Genomic DNA, 15,084 nt, shown 5'->3' with positions numbered 1-15,084 from the left:
GCGTGTAAGATGGCTTGTCTTCGTAATAATAATTGGGTGCGCAATGCGCTATAAAGATAAATATCAGCTCGCCGACGAATGGCAAGTGCTTTTAGAGCGCACGCCACTATTGCTGCGCCAAGCAGTGGAAACGCTGGTAGAGCACCACTGTGACCGCTTTGCGGATCATTTTTATGGGGTAATGTTGGAAGACCCCCATGCATCGCTTTTTCTCTCCAATGATCAGGTGCGAGAGCGTTTAAATCCGTCTATGCGGCGCTGGCTGAAGGCAATGTTTGCCGTTGAGCATGCCGATTTTTACGCCTTGGTAGAACAGCAGGAGAAGGTGGGGCATGTGCATGCCCGCGTCGATATCCCCGTCAACTTGGTGCTTAACGGGGCAAGGCAGCTAAAAAAAGCGTTTTATCAACAAATTAACGCCACGCTAACAGCACCTCTTTCGCCAGGTGATGCCTGCGTCTACGTCTCAGATCATATCGATATGGCCATGGAGATAATGAGCCACGCCTACTCCGTCGCCAATGACCGTAATGCGCGCACTGAAGAAGCCTACAAGCTATTCGCGCTCACCCAGAATATTGGTGATGAACGCGAGCGTCAGCGCTCTGCGTTACTGAACTGGGAAAATACACTAATGTTTGCCGTTGCCGCGCAGCAGGAAACGGCAACACTGCCCAAACTTTCCAAATCGGAATTTGGCTTGTGGTATTTTCACAAAGCCTGCCATGCCTTTGAAGGCGCGCCAGAAATCACCACGATTTCGCGACATATCCGTCAGGTCGATCAAGAGTGGCTTGTTGCACTGGGTCAGGATGACATGGGCCAGCGGCTTAATGCCCTGAGTGATATTCGCGATGCGGCGCGCACTATTCTCATGTTGCTAGATGACGTACTCGAGCGTGCGTCGGGGCTAGAAGCGGGACGCGATAGTTTGACGCGCTTGTTGAATCGTAAGTTTCTGTCCGTGGTGCTGAGTCGGGAAATTGAAATTGCTCGCCATTCAGAAAAACGCTTTGCCCTGCTCATGGTAGATATAGACCACTTCAAGACGATTAATGATACCCATGGTCATGATGCTGGCGATCATGTGCTACAGCAGGTGGCGAGTATACTCGATCGCTCTACTCGGGGCGGTGACTATGTATTCCGTATGGGCGGCGAAGAGTTTTTAATTGTATTGGTCGATACTGATCAAGATGGCAGTCGACTATTTGCCGAGCGCCTGCGTCGCGCAGTGGCCAAAGAACCCATGCTAGCTGCCGCTGATACACTATTGAACGTGACTGTCAGCGTAGGTGTTACGCTTCACGACGGTCATCCTGATTATCAGCGTTCGATACAGCGCGCTGATCAAGCTTTGTACCAAGCGAAGCGGGGTGGGCGTGATCGGGTAATTGTGCAAAATACATAAATGTTCAATTGCGGTGCGATCTACCGCTGTATTGACTCTTTTTGGTGCGAAATGGGCAGAATGAACGTGCCGTTGTTCATCTAAAACGGGCGCTTTGGCAGTGTATTCACATTTTTCACCATTTTGGCGCATTCCTTGCATTTCAAGTTGAAATATTTATCAACAGGAAGCGATAGCGCCCATGATTCTGTGTGAACTTGCGACACCCGCTGCTGGCTCAGGTCATCGCTTTGATGGCGAACGTCACTGGGCGGCATCGCTGGCGCTTCGTTTTGCTAACCGTGAGGGCACAACCCGGTTGGTGCAGGCCCGTCATCAAGGACCTCTACGAGTACAACGCCCGTTTTACCCAGAAGGCAGCACAGAAGCTTGCCATGTGTATGTGCTTCACCCGCCCGGTGGCTTGGTTAGCGGTGATGCACTGACGATTCGCGCCCACATCGAGCGTGGCGCCCACGCGCTACTCACCACGCCTGCGGCGAACAAGCTTTATAAAGCTGACAGTCAGGGCGTCGCCTGGAATCAAGATACCGAACTGAACGTGGATGATGGCGGCATCCTTGAATGGCTGCCCCAGGAAACCATTGCCTTTGATGGCTCCAAAGGCACTCAGCGAACCCATATTGCGTTGCATGGCAGCGCCCGCTGCCTGGGCTGGGAAATCATGGCGCTGGGTCGCCCTGCCAGTGAGCTTCCTTATGTAACAGGCCGCATTGAGCAGCACTTTCGTTTAACCCTAGATGGCAAGCCGTTGTGGCTTGAACGCCAACCGTTGGACCCTGTACATCCGCGTTTTAACGGGCGCTGGGGGCAGGGGGGCGCCACGGTGCAAGCCACGCTGTGGGCGGTTGGTTTAGAAGATGCCGGTGCGGCGATTGATGAACTACGCGAAGCGCTGCCGGACAACCCACGCTGGGCAGTTACCGTACGCCATGGTGTTCTGCTGCTACGCTACCTTGGAAACTCCCGTAATGAAGCCTGGGCGCTGTGTGAACAGGCCTGGCACCTATTACGTCCGCGCTGGATCTCACGTGCCGCCCACACGCCGCGCATTTGGTTAACCTAAACGTTGTGCAGCAGGTGCTAAATAAGTTACCTCCACTAATGCAAATGAAAACCTTTTGCATTAAAGTGTTGTTTTGTGACCTGCACCGAGATGCACCATGTTGCTCAACGTTTTACCCTCCTCGTATTGGCTGCTTATCTTACGCATCCTGGCCGCGACGCTTGGCGGCTATATAGTCGCTGCACTGTTCTCGGTGGCAGCGCTTGGCTTACCGCTAGATATCATGATGTCTCTGCGTATCGGCATGATGGGGAGCTTCATTATTTGGGCGGGCGTGGCGACCTGGTCATTCATCGCGCCGAGTTTGATTCGCCTTTGGGGGGCTATCGGTCTAGCCGCTTGCGGCCTTCTATTGGTGGCTAACTATGGTATCCACTAAGCGCAGCGTGAGGCGTAATATGGCTCAGCTGCACACATGGTGCGGCTTGTTAGCTGCTTGGCTGCTGTTTGCCGTTTTTCTGACGGGAACACTGAGTTACTTCAAAGAGAGTATCTCGTTATGGATGCAGCCCGAGCTGCCGAGTGTCGCCGCGAACGCTGAGTGGGATAACCGACGTCTGGCTGATTACTGGCAGCACTATCTTGCTGAACATGCCTCATCGGCGAGAAGCTGGCAGATTACCTTTCCTAATGAGCGCATGTCGGTCTCGACAGCCGTTTGGTTTGGGGAGGATGGGAGAGAGCAGTTGGTGCTTGACCCAACCACTTTGTCGTTGGTAACCCCGCGTGAAACGCGTGGGGGTGATTTTTTCTACCGATTCCATTTTCAATTGCATCACCTCCCCGCCGTTTATGGTCGCTGGATCATTGGTATCGCCACCATGATGATGTTCGTGGCAATCATCAGCGGCGTGATAACCCATAAAAAAATTCTGCGGGATTTTTTTGCTTTCCGACCCCAGAAGGGCGCCCGTAGCTGGCTAGATGCTCACAATGCATTTTCTGTGTTAACGCTGCCTTTTCAGCTAATGATTACCTATACCGGCTTGATAACGCTCATGTCGCTCTATATGCCTTGGGGAGTAGAACACGCGTTTCCCGATGCTGACGCGCGTCGCCAAGCGACCAGTGAACTGCATGCCTTTCCCCTCTCTGACTCAGCCACTGGGCAGCCTGCAGCGTTACATGCTCTAAGTGAACTAGTCGGTGATGCTGAATCGCATTGGCACAAGCCGGTGCAGTCCCTGAGGGTCAGCCACCCTGGCGATGCGGGCGCGCGTGTCGTAGTTTGGCAGAGTGCTTACGAGGCGTTATCCGCACACCGCCCACAACGTATCTATGAGGCAAGTTCGGGCGCGTTGTTAGCAGAAACGCAGTCGCAACGTGTTGATGAACAAGCACACGGCGTCATGGTGGGGTTACATGCAGGACGTTTTGCCGACTGGGGTATGCGCTGGATCTATTTTGCGTTGGGCGCTGCTGGGTGTGGCATGGTGGCAACCGGACTATTGCTATGGACGTCAAAGCGTAAGCACAAGAAGGGCAGTGTGGTGGGGATCTGGTGTGTCGAGCGGCTTAACATAGCGACGCTGGCGGGCATGCCGATTGCCGTGTTGGTCTTTTTAGCCAGCAACCGACTTTTACCGGTGGCGCTTAGTGGGCGTGCCCAATGGGAAATTCATTTTTTCTTTGCCGCCTGGCTGCTCGCGTTGCTACACGCTGTCTTCAGGCGCTCGGCCTCGCAGGCATGGCGGGAGCAGTTAACACTGACCGTTATCTTGTTGCTTTGCTTGCCAATACTGAATCTCTTGGTTCCTTCCTATCGTGTTTTAGGTGATCTTGTTGCAGGTAACTGGCAGCGTGTTAGCGTTGACCTGATCTGCTTGGTCAGCGCGCTGATCATCGTATGGCAAATGAGACGAGCCGCTAAAAAAGCGAGCACCCGTGTGCAGACTATTCAGGTGGCGTCATGATGCTCCTCACGATTCTGGCACTCTGTACGCTGGGTTTTGCATTAATTGCGCTATCGGATAGCCGCCATCGACGCCGTTGTGGCCTTAAGCCTGCTCAACAAAAACCTTGGTTCTGGGCGGGCAGCGCGATACTTGGTTGGCCGCTTTGGTTGGCAATGGAAACCTGGAGCACAGGGCTGGCAATAACGCTATGGCTTGGTTGCCTAAGCATCTCGGCGGGAGTGGTATTTCTTGGTCTGGCGATGTTTGAGCGTTTCCGCCAGCAGCCGTAATTACCCCCGCCGCTGGCGATTTAATAAATAAACCAAATAGACACCGCCCAGCCCAGCCGTTAAAACACCGACGGGTAACGCCCCAGAAGGCAATGAGTACTGAGCCGCTAAGTCTGCCGCTAATAGCAGTAGGGCGCCGACCACACCTGCCGCTAAGGGGAGAGGCCCGGGTTTTCGCCAAAGGCGTAACGCCAACTGGGGCGCGGCAAGGGATACAAACGCAATCGGCCCTACCGTCGCAACCGCGCCACCCGCAAGAAAAGCCCCCATTACGGCACTTAATAAGCGTGATGCTGCCAAGTTAACGCCGAGGTTTTTGGCGACTGGATCGCCAAGTGCCATAAGGCGCAGCCGGGGCGCTATCAGCACAATACCGGGCAGTAACAGCAAGCACAGGCTAAGCATTGGCCAAAGGTCGTGCCACTGGCGTCCTGCTAAGCTACCGCTAAGCCAAATCATCGCATCTCGCGCTTGCTCTTGGCCCAGCCACGTCAAATTTAGCTGCACGCCTGCTAGGGCTAAGGCATTGATAGCGATGCCAGCAATAATCATTGAAGAGGGGTGGCGAAAGCCGTGCCCAGAGCCGCTATAGACCGCTAGCGTGCCGATGATCGCACCCAGTGCGGCCCCCATCGTGGTAGAGACAATGCCCGTCAGCCAACTGCTTGCCAGCAGTGCTCCGAGGCTAGCGCTGGCGGTAAGGCCGATAATGTCGGGACTGCCTAATGGGTTACGGGTGATGCCTTGAAACAGGGCACCCGATACGCCTAGCGCAAACCCAGCACACAGCGCGACGAATGCCCGGGGTAAGCGCAGCGTAAACGCCTGCCACTGTTCAAACGGTGTCGCATTACCTTGGATAAGGTGCCCAAGCGCTTCTTTACTAAGTCCTTGGCTTCCCAGCATCAGAGAACCAAGTAATAGCCCTAAAGCGATGATGCTGACCAACATGTAGGGGGCTAAAGCTAGGGATGGCAAACGACGGGGGGCTGGCAGTAACGTATTAAAGCGTTTCATCATGGCTCACACAGCGCGCTGGTTAATGCGCAAAGCGACTAATAGAAATGGCGCGCCTAGCAGCGCCGTCAGGATCCCAGTCATGATTTCAGAAGGGCTTAGCAAAAGGCGTGCGAGCAGGTCTGCGAGTATCATCATTAGGGGGCCCATCACCAGCGCGATGGCAAGTTGCCAATAAATGTAATGACCGGCAATTTTTTTGGCCAATAACGGCACGGCTAAGCCCACGAAGGCGATAGGGCCTACTGTGGCGGTTGAAATTGCCGCTAGCAACGCGCTACCGCTAAGCACCGCCAGCCTCAAACAACCCGCATTCAGTCCCAGCGCTTTCGTCACGCCGTCACCCATTTGTAGGACGTGCAAAAAGCGCGGGAGGATAAACGACAGGCCTAGCCCGACCGCTATCCAGCCAAATAGCCGCTGGGCCTCATCTAGCGTATGCCCATTGATGGACCCAACGATCCAGAAGCGATAGTTGGCAAATAAGGCAGGGTGGGTAAGGGTAATGGCTTGTACGTAGGCAAATAGAACGGCGTTAAGCGCCGCCCCTAACAGCAGCAGGTGTGATGGGTCATGCTGGCGATAAGCGCTCTGAACGCCTACCAAAACAGCCACTATAAGCGCACCAGGTAGCGCTAACCAAAAAGCGCCTGCAGGCAACGAGCCAAGCACCAAGCCAGCGGTGACCAGAGACGCGGCTGCGCCTGCATTGATGCCCAGAAGCCCCGGCTCGGCAAGCGGGTTGCGGGTCAAATTTTGTAGCAGCGTACCGGCGACGGCAAGCGCAGCGCCGGTAGCGATAGCGAGCAGTGTGCGTGAGAGACGAGCTTCCACTAAGTCGTTGGCGTAGCTGGGGCCTGCCGTTTGAAGCGCCCGCCATACTTGATAAGGGGAAAGGTGTTCTGCTCCCACCGAGAGGTTGACCCAGCCAAACAGAAGCATCGCCCCTATTAGCCCTGCCAGCCAGCGTGTTCGCTGCCGTAAAGAAGGAGATAGAGAAGGAGATAGGCCGTTCACCATGCCAGCTTCAGCATTCATCGCCGTTCAGCTGCCTCGGCAAGGCGTGGCAATAGCCGCTCGATCATCCATTGAGTCGCTAGTGGCGAACCGGCAGAACTAGCAACGATTAATGGTTGATCGGTCAGCGCCAGATAGCGGCCATGTGAAATGGCTGGCAAAGACGCAAAAAGCGGTAGCTCAGCCACTCTATCGCGCTGCTCTTCGCTGTGATACCAAGAGACCACTAAATCGACATCTTCCAGCATGGGAAGATGCTCAAACCCTAGGTAGTGCGCAAAGTGATTGCCGCTTGGTGATAGGCCTTCAACCGTTGGTGACAACTGAAGCCCAAGGCCTGTCAGCGTGCCAACGCGAGGGTCATCTGCTAAATACACGGAGACATTTCCAGAGGCTGGGTCGGGTCGTACATAAGCAAAAGTGGTCTCCGCAAGGCCTGGGTAAGCCTCGCCTGCAGTCCTCAGCGATGTGTCGAGATGACGCATTAAGGCAGCACCTTCCGCCGGCACGCCAAGCGCTTCTGCAATACGTTCAATCTGCTCATCGACAGAGGTGAGATAAGGGCGCTCCGGGTAAGCGACAATGGGCACCAGTGGCGACAACAGATCATAAATGGCGTCTGGAACACCACTGGAAGGCGCCAAAATGACATCCGGCTCCAGCGCGAGCAGTGCTTCAACATCCAGCTCGGGGTATTGCGTAATCGTCGTGGGTAGCGGCGTTGCCTGTGCTTCCAGAGCATCTCGTACCCATGGCCAATAGCCGTCCTCATCGCCGCCCCACTCTGCACGGCTGATGCCTACCGGCACAATGCCAAGTGAAATAGCAATGTCGTCAGCACCAACGCCAAGGGTAACGACGCGCTGAGGTGGCTCGTCAATAGTGGCTGTTCCCAGTGGGCTTTGGATGACAACGGGAAAGAGAGAGGCATCAGCCACTGCCCCCGTCATGGGGGCAGCCGCAATGAGCAGCGTGATGAATGAGCGCAGCATCATTAGCTTCTCACCAATCCCAGTTGATTGACATGACGGCACTACGCGGTTCGCCAAGCCAATACTGGCTGTAGAAACCAATTTGCTCGTAGTAGTCCTTGTCAAACACGTTATTGATGTTCAACTGCGCGCTTAATTGATCGTTGAAGCGATAGCGTGCCATCAGATCAGCAACGGCGTAAGCGTCTTGCCCAACCTTAACCTGGCCATTGGGGCTAGATGTGTTCCGCCAAATATCGCTTTGCCAACGTGCCCCGCCGCCCAATGTTAAGCCACTCCATGCGCCCGGCAGTTGGTAGGTGGTAAACAGTTTGATCTGTTGGCGCGGATGGGTCGTGTTGGTACGCTCGCCGTCGGAATTTTCTGCATTGGCTAGCGTGTAGCTGGCGCTCACATTCCAGCCAGAGGCCACTTCGCCAATCAATTCGACCTCTACGCCATTGACCTGATTACCATCAACACTGCGGTGGGCTGAGGTTCCAGGCTGGCCGATCACATCAACGCCAGGAATGGCTTCGGCTACACCGTTTTGCTCTGTTCTAAACAGTGCAATGCTGCTATCCAATTGGCCGTTCAGAAGGGTTGCCTTAGCGCCCAGCTCATAGCTGCGACCCTGAATAGGATCCAGCAGAGAGCCATCCTCACGCCGGGCATTCTGAGACTGGAAAATCTCGGTATAACTCGCGTAAACAGAGGCATAGTCATTAATATCGTAGATAATGCCTGCATAAGGCGTTATTTCGTTGCTGTATCGGTATTGCCGCTCAGACCCATAATAAGTCTGATCCAATTCCCAATCGCTCAGGCGTGCGCCAAGAATGAGATTAAGCGGATCACTCAACGAAAAGCGCGACACCATATAGCCGCCGCTTTGCGTTACCTGCATATTGTCTGAGCTGCTGAATTCCCCCCACTGAGGCTTGGCCACCACACTGTCTCGCCAATTAAAGTAACTGCCCGCGGAAGGCGGTGTGCCAACTGGCGTGGCCAGTTTTATCTCAAAGTCATCTTCGTTATGCATCCAGCCAAAGCCCAGCTCATGTTGGCGGCCAAATAAGCTGAAATCACCTTCGGCTGTAATGTTCACGGTTTGTTGAGTGCGGTTGCCGCGGTAATTCAAGAAGGAGCTGGACATTCCAAGGCCTGTCTCCCTGTCTGGGAAACCGCCGCGATAAAGGTACTCTAGGCCATAGTTACCATCGTTATGGCTAACGGCGGCGCGTAACGTCCAGCCGTTATCCAATTGGTGACTAAGGTCAGCGAACACGCGCGTGGTCTCGTTGTAAAACGTTGACCAGTCGGTGTTGTTAGATGCGCTGCGGTCAAAGTCCGTTCGGCTGCCGTCAGCATAAAAAGCCGGGACACTGGCCCCTGCGCCAACCGTCTCGTTGTGCTGATATTCAACCCCTACGGTTAATTGAGTAGCGGGGGTAAGCTCGCTACTGATAACACCGTAAAGTGTTTCATGGTCATCTTCGAGATGAGAGATAAAGCTATCGTTCTGACCTTTGGCCACGACAAAGCGGGCCCCTGTTGTGCCGTCGCTGCTTAACGGTACAGACACATCCGCAGTGGCGCGGCGACGATCCCAACGGCCGATGCCTGCGGAAACAGACGCAGCGGCTTCGGATAACGGACGTTTGCGAATAAAGTTAACGCTTGCCGAAGGTTCACCAGCGCCGGTCAATAAACCGGTTGCCCCGCGCACCACTTCAACACGGTCATAAATCGCAGCATCCCAGTCGGTATCGCCAAAATTCCAAAAACCACTGAGCGGAATGCTGAGTCCGTCAAACTGCACGCTACGTATCGAGAAGCCACGCGCGGCATAGCTAATTCGGTTACTGTCAGCTCGGCTTGGCGAAACACCGGGTACTTGGGCTAAAACATCACCGCCTGTCTGTACCGCACGGTCGTCGATCTGCTGGCGAGTAATAACACTTGTCGATTGGGGGGTCTCGCGTGGCGTTAATGACAGCCCAACCGCACTGCGACTAGCGGGAACTGTATAGCGTTGAGTGCCCTCACTGCTGGTGCTGAGGCGCTCACCGGTGACGAGCAAATTGTCCAATGTTTCGTCAGGAGCTTCAGCGAAAGCAAGCAACGGGTAGGAAAGAATAAGCGCAGTGCATGTTGATCGATATGAAAATGGCATGGAGCGGTTTTCCAAAGTGGATGTTGCCAATAGTTAGTATTTCATAATGAGAATTATTCCACTTATGGTGGGCGGGTGGTTATGCCCGCCGCGCAATTGATTATGCGCAAACGTCAGCCGTCTCGTTTTAGGGGCGTTTAAGGGAACTTTCTGTCAAAGCACCCGGCGAGATACCGTAGTTTTTCTTGAATGCAGTAATAAAGTTGCTGGCATGACGGTAGCCGCTTAAATGTGCCGCTTGTTGAACGCTGTGGCCGCTCAGCAGCAGCTCGCGGGCTAGCGAAAGCCGACGCTTCCGCAAATAGTCGATGGGCGCTAGGCCATAAGCCATCTTGAAATGCCGCATTAGCGTACTTGGGCTCATGGCCGCGCGATCCGCTAAGCGTTGCAGCGTATGGTCAAACGACGGCTCTTCATCCAGCCAGCGGCGTATTAGCGCCAAGCGCTGCCGATACAGTGCGCCATTGTTAGCTGTGTATGGCGAACGGCAGTCCAGCCCCTGGGCGATGATTTGCAGTGCTAAACCCTGAAAGCGCATGCGCTGTGACTCAGCGCTACTGGAAGCACGGCACGCTTCATCGATGGTTAGCTGTAACCCAGGGCTGAGTTGCCAGACATGGGGGGATGCCGATGAGATGTGAGCACCATACCAAGCGTGCATCGCTGATGCGTCGAGCGACAGGCATAGCGTGCGAAGCCGTTGATTAGCAGGATGAAAAGCGCTTAGCGTTAAACCTGTATCCAGCCTTAGCCAGCAAGCTTCCCCTGCTGTTATCCAACGCTTTTTGCCATCAATATCGAAATGTGCGCAGCCTTCTAACATCACCACAATCAGCAGGTCGGTATTACCCTTAGAGAACGATTGATAAGGTCGCAGCACCTCCAAATCAGAAATAAAAAGTTCCACACCCGCCGCTAAGCTAACGTCTTCTACACGTCCTTGAGCGATCGATGTTTTCGGCGTACAGGCAGCGTTGGAGGTGATGGGAAAGCAGTAATCGATACTGTATCGGCGTCCGTAGCCCAAAAAATGATCAACGGTATAGCGGGTGCTGATGGTCACGTGGTGTGTCTCAACCTGATGTAGAAATAGAGGCTCAACAAAAGCCTTATTTAAAAGACGCGTGCAAATAGTAATGTGTTTTATTTCTATTTGGTAGTAAGTGCTAAACGGGGAGTTTTGTTGCACTTTTTTGGTGCGATTAAAGGGTTGGTTAATTAGCGTGGTGCACTTTTGGTGCGAATAAGAGAAAGTCGATATTTTTCAAACTATTGAATAATAATAACTATTTTTCATATTCACCATTTTGGTACGGCGGTTGCGCTGTATTGCTTCAAATAGGCGTGCTCGGTTTCGATAGTCTGGGAGCGTTGTTCCGAATCCTGCACCGTCGTTTCTGTTGAGCGCTCCCACTGATCAAGCCAATGGAGCCCCCATGGAACTGACCCCACGAGACAAAGATAAGCTGCTGCTGTTTTCTGCTGCCCAGCTTGCCGAGCGCCGCAAAGCACGCGGCCTAAAGCTTAACTACCCCGAAGCCGTGGCGCTGATCAGCTTCGAAATTATCGAAGGCGCCCGTGACGGTAGAAGTGTTGCTGACTTAATGAGCTACGGTCGTGAAATCCTTAGCCGTGATGACGTCATGGATGGCGTGGCGGAAATGGTGGATGAGGTGCAGGTAGAAGCCACCTTTCCGGATGGCACCAAGCTCGTGACCGTTCACACGCCAATCAACTAGTCGTCAGCAACCAGGAGGCTGCCATGATTTCCGGCCCAATGATTCCAGGACAGTACCAGTTAAAAGACGGTGATATTGAGCTATGCGTGGGCCGCGAGCGGATTAGCGTCGAAGTGGCCAATACCGGCGACCGCCCCATTCAGATCGGCTCTCACTACCACTTCGCTGAAGCCAACCCCGCGCTGGTATTTGATCGCAGCAAAGCCCGTGGTTTTCGCTTAGATGTCGCAGCAGGCACCGCGATTCGCTTTGAGCCTGGTCAGACCCGCGAGGTCACGCTAATTCCCTTCGTTGGTAAGCGCGAAATTTACGGCTTCCGTGGCGATGTGATGGGTGCGCTCGATGGAGATAAACAATGAAACCGGTTAACAAAATCAGTCGGCAAGCCTACGCCGATATGTACGGCCCCACCGTGGGCGACCGCGTGCGCCTGGGCGATACCGAGCTGTGGATCGAAGTGGAGCAAGACGCTACCCACTACGGTGACGAGGTGAAATTCGGCGGTGGTAAGGTCATCCGCGACGGCATGGGGCAAAGCCAGCTTAACGACGCCACGGTGATGGATACGGTGATTACCAATGCGCTGATTTTAGACTGGTGGGGCATTGTTAAAGCCGATGTCGGCCTGCAAAACGGGCGCATTGCCGCGGTTGGCAAGGCAGGTAATCCCGACACTCAGCCGGATGTGGATATAGTGATTGGGCCCGGCACTGAAATTATCTCAGGCGAAGGCAAGATTCTCACCGCTGGCGGTATTGACGCGCATATTCACTTTATTTGCCCCCAACAGGTAGAAGAAGCGCTGATGAGCGGCGTGACCACCATGCTGGGCGGCGGCACTGGTCCTGCAACGGGCTCTAATGCGACAACCTGTACGCCTGGAGCCTGGCATATTGGCAAAATGCTGCAAGCGGTGGACGACCTGCCGATGAACATTGGCCTGTTGGGCAAAGGCAACGCCAGCCTGCCGGAAGCGTTGGAAGCGCAGTTGGAAGCAGGTGCCATGGGGCTCAAACTCCACGAAGACTGGGGCACCACGCCTGCTTCCATTGATAACTGCCTCAGCGTGGCAGAAAAGTACGATGTGCAGATCGCGATCCACACCGACACACTCAACGAGTCCGGCTTTGTGGAAGACACCCTGGCGGCATTTAAAGAGCGCGGCATTCACACCTATCACACCGAAGGGGCAGGCGGCGGTCACGCGCCGGATATCCTGACCGCCTGCTCCAAAGAGTACGTGCTGCCGTCTTCCACTAATCCGACGCGGCCTTATACGGTTAACACCATCGACGAACACCTGGATATGTTGATGGTCTGCCACCACCTGGACCCCAACATTCCCGAAGACGTGGCCTTTGCCGACTCACGTATTCGCCGTGAAACGATCGCCGCCGAAGATATTCTCCACGACCTGGGCGTGATCTCGATGATTGCCTCGGATTCCCAAGCCATGGGACGAGTGGGCGAAGTGGTCTGCCGTACCTGGCAAACGGCCCATAAAATGAAGGTGCAGCGCGGCTTATTGCCTGAAGATGAAGCATTGGGCGCTGATAACCTGCGCGCCAAGCGTTATATCGCCAAATACACCATTAATCCCGCGATTACCCACGGCATTGCCCATGAGGTAGGTTCTATCGAAGTTGGCAAGCTGGCGGATTTAGTACTCTGGAAGCCGGCATTCTTCGGCGTAAAGCCCTCCCTGATTTTAAAAGGCGGCATGATTGCGGCAGCGCCCATGGGCGACCCCAACGCGTCTATTCCTACCCCTCAGCCGGTGCATTATCGCTTTATGTTTGGGGCGTTTGGAAAGGCCGCCAGCCAGACACGGCTCAACTTCGTGAGCCAAGCCGCCATTGATGCGGGGGTTAAAGAGCGCCTGGGCTTGCACAGCACGTTGACGGCGTGCAAGAACGTGCGCGGCGTGCGTAAAAAAGATATGAAGCTCAACGACGCCTGCCCAGAGCTCACCGTTGACCCACAAACCTATGAAGTGCGCTGCGATGGCGAGCTACTCACCTGCGAGCCCGCCACCGAACTGCCACTAGCCCAGCGTTATCACTTGTTTTAATTGGGGCTATTTCATTTAGGTAGAGGTGACGGGGGAGGCCGAAGAGAGGGTTTTTTGCCATGGATGGCAAAAGTAGCGTACAGGGATGTATTCACAGCGCCCTCTCGTAGGCCTACCCCCGGCACAGCCTCATAGATAGCGAAAGGACGGTAGAGATGCTGAAACTGATAGAACGTTTAGGGCCGGTGGAAGAGCGTGCCGCCAGCGACACGCTGACACTACCCTTCGAACTGCGCATTCGCGGGCGCTTAAAAGCGGACAGCGACAGCGGCCAAGCCTTGGGCCTGTTTCTAGACCGTGGCCCGGTGCTGCGCGATGGCGAAGGCTTAAAAGCTGAGAGTGGGGAGGTGGTGCGCATACGTGCCGCCATCGAGCCGGTGGTGACCGCGCGAGTTAGCACCGGCTTACCCCTGGCGCGGCTGGCGTATCATCTTGGCAATCGCCATGTACAGTTGGCGCTGGGCGAAGACGAAAAGGGTGGCTGGGTGCGTTTTCCACCCGACCATGTGCTAGAAGAACTGGCGGAACTACTGGGGGCTGAGCTTGAGCATCACAACGCCACCTTCGACCCAGAACCAGGCGCCTATAACCAAGTAGGTGGCGGCGGGCATTCACAAGGGCATTCTCAAGGTCATTCTCATAGTCATGGGCACTCCCACGACCATGAGCATCCACATGATCATTCACACACGCATGAGCATCATCATGCCCACTGAGCATGCCGCACCAGAAAGCCATGACTTAGCCCTGCTAGGGCTAATGCAACTGGTCAGCCCCGCGCTGCCCATTGGTGCCTTTGCGTTTTCCCAAGGATTGGAAAGTGCCTTTGAGCTAGGCTGGGTAAGTGATGAGCAAAGCCTTTCTGAGTGGCTTTCTGGCGTACTGGAAGATGGCCTAACCCGCTGTGAACTGCCGCTGATCGCGCGCTTTTACACCGCCCTTGAGCAGCAGGACAGCGATGCAATCGCTCAGTGGGACGAATGGCTAGCCGCCACCCGCGAAACCGCTGAATTAGCCGCTGAGGATAGCCGCTTGGGCGCTTCACTCAAACGTCTGCTGGGCAGCCTGGACTTATTACCCTGCCAGGATGAGCGAAGTGAAGGCTGTCTGCCGCCTTTATTACCTGCCCATGCAGGCTATGTGACGCTATTTAGCTACGCCGCTTTTATGCGCCGTGTGCCCCCGCGCCAAGCGCTATTAGGGTTTGGCTGGGCGTGGCTGGAAAACCAACTGGCAGTGGCCTGCAAAGCACTTCCCCTGGGCCATACCGCCGCCCAGCGGGTGATTGAACAGCTGCGCGGGGAACTGGTGGCGGCCGTCGACCAGGCACTGTTGCTAGAAGATGATGATCTTGGCCCGGTACTGCCCGGCGTGGCGCTGGCAAGCGCTCTGCACGAAACACAATATTCACGCTTGTTTAGAAGTTAAACG

At 54.8% G+C, this 15,084-nt stretch carries 15 protein-coding genes; 10 read left to right on the top strand and 5 right to left on the bottom strand.

All coding sequences use genetic code 11. The features are described from left to right. Positions 1-43: 43 nt before the first annotated feature. The 5 genes from B6A39_RS17565 to B6A39_RS17545 all read left to right on the top strand — a co-directional run bounded on the left by B6A39_RS17565 (position 44) and on the right by B6A39_RS17545 (position 4,662). On the top strand, positions 44-1,411 hold the full coding sequence (locus tag B6A39_RS17565; protein WP_083007598.1) for a diguanylate cyclase: 1,368 nt from the start codon (positions 44-46) through the stop codon (positions 1,409-1,411). 181 nt (positions 1,412-1,592) lie between these two features. After that, positions 1,593-2,477, top strand: coding sequence for an urease accessory protein UreD (locus B6A39_RS17560; RefSeq protein ID WP_083007597.1), 885 nt, complete (start codon positions 1,593-1,595; stop codon positions 2,475-2,477). A 97-nt stretch (positions 2,478-2,574) separates the two neighbouring features. Further along, a complete protein-coding gene (locus B6A39_RS17555; protein ID WP_083007596.1) occupies positions 2,575-2,856 on the top strand; it encodes a hypothetical protein in 282 nt (93 codons plus the stop codon). 19 nt (positions 2,857-2,875) lie between these two features. Next, positions 2,876-4,390: a PepSY-associated TM helix domain-containing protein gene (locus B6A39_RS17550; RefSeq protein ID WP_198036738.1), complete on the top strand. Its 1,515-nt coding sequence runs from the start codon at positions 2,876-2,878 to the stop codon at positions 4,388-4,390. Beyond that, entirely contained in the window at positions 4,387-4,662 is a 276-nt protein-coding gene (locus B6A39_RS17545; protein WP_083007594.1) for a DUF3325 domain-containing protein, read from the top strand. The genes B6A39_RS17550 and B6A39_RS17545 overlap by 4 nt, the downstream gene beginning before the upstream one ends. Here the strand turns inward: B6A39_RS17545 and B6A39_RS17540 are convergent, their stop codons facing one another. The 5 genes from B6A39_RS17540 to B6A39_RS17520 all read right to left on the bottom strand — a co-directional run bounded on the left by B6A39_RS17540 (position 4,663) and on the right by B6A39_RS17520 (position 10,906). Further along, entirely contained in the window at positions 4,663-5,682 is a 1,020-nt protein-coding gene (locus B6A39_RS17540) for a FecCD family ABC transporter permease (RefSeq protein WP_083007593.1), read from the bottom strand. Positions 5,683-5,685: 3 nt separating this feature from the next. Continuing rightward, a complete protein-coding gene (locus B6A39_RS17535) occupies positions 5,686-6,717 on the bottom strand; it encodes a FecCD family ABC transporter permease (RefSeq protein ID WP_083007592.1) in 1,032 nt (343 codons plus the stop codon). Then, on the bottom strand, positions 6,714-7,691 hold the full coding sequence (locus B6A39_RS17530) for an iron-siderophore ABC transporter substrate-binding protein (protein WP_083007591.1): 978 nt from the start codon (positions 7,689-7,691) through the stop codon (positions 6,714-6,716). The genes B6A39_RS17535 and B6A39_RS17530 overlap by 4 nt, the downstream gene beginning before the upstream one ends. A 7-nt stretch (positions 7,692-7,698) precedes the next feature. Then, positions 7,699-9,843 carry a TonB-dependent alcaligin siderophore receptor FauA gene (fauA, locus tag B6A39_RS17525; RefSeq protein WP_083007590.1) on the bottom strand — a complete coding sequence of 715 codons (2,145 nt, stop codon included), beginning with the start codon at positions 9,841-9,843 and terminating at the stop codon, positions 7,699-7,701. Positions 9,844-9,970: 127 nt separating this feature from the next. After that, entirely contained in the window at positions 9,971-10,906 is a 936-nt protein-coding gene (locus B6A39_RS17520; RefSeq protein ID WP_083007589.1) for an AraC family transcriptional regulator, read from the bottom strand. 373 nt (positions 10,907-11,279) lie between these two features. Here B6A39_RS17520 and B6A39_RS17515 point away from each other — a divergent pair, with 373 nt between their 5' ends. The 5 genes from B6A39_RS17515 to B6A39_RS17495 all read left to right on the top strand — a co-directional run bounded on the left by B6A39_RS17515 (position 11,280) and on the right by B6A39_RS17495 (position 15,081). Further along, a complete protein-coding gene (locus B6A39_RS17515; RefSeq protein WP_009723133.1) occupies positions 11,280-11,582 on the top strand; it encodes an urease subunit gamma in 303 nt (100 codons plus the stop codon). A gap of 38 nt (positions 11,583-11,620) precedes the next feature. Next, positions 11,621-11,941 (top strand): urease subunit beta, encoded by a 321-nt coding sequence (locus B6A39_RS17510; RefSeq protein ID WP_009723132.1) that lies wholly within the window; start codon positions 11,621-11,623, stop codon positions 11,939-11,941. Further along, positions 11,938-13,653 (top strand): urease subunit alpha, encoded by a 1,716-nt coding sequence (gene ureC / locus B6A39_RS17505; RefSeq protein WP_083007588.1) that lies wholly within the window; start codon positions 11,938-11,940, stop codon positions 13,651-13,653. The genes B6A39_RS17510 and ureC overlap by 4 nt, the downstream gene beginning before the upstream one ends. Before the next feature lie 155 nt (positions 13,654-13,808). Further along, the gene (locus tag B6A39_RS17500) at positions 13,809-14,369 is read left to right on the top strand and encodes an urease accessory protein UreE (RefSeq protein WP_083007587.1); all 561 of its coding nucleotides are present in this window, start codon (positions 13,809-13,811) and stop codon (positions 14,367-14,369) included. After that, positions 14,359-15,081: an urease accessory protein UreF gene (locus B6A39_RS17495; RefSeq protein ID WP_083007586.1), complete on the top strand. Its 723-nt coding sequence runs from the start codon at positions 14,359-14,361 to the stop codon at positions 15,079-15,081. The genes B6A39_RS17500 and B6A39_RS17495 overlap by 11 nt, the downstream gene beginning before the upstream one ends. Positions 15,082-15,084 lie beyond the last annotated feature (3 nt).

It is taken from the genome of Halomonas sp. GT (assembly GCF_002082565.1).
Lineage (GTDB): Bacteria > Pseudomonadota > Gammaproteobacteria > Pseudomonadales > Halomonadaceae > Vreelandella.
Note: the sequence above shows the minus strand (reverse complement) of the source record. Positions and strands in the feature narration are given on the sequence as shown.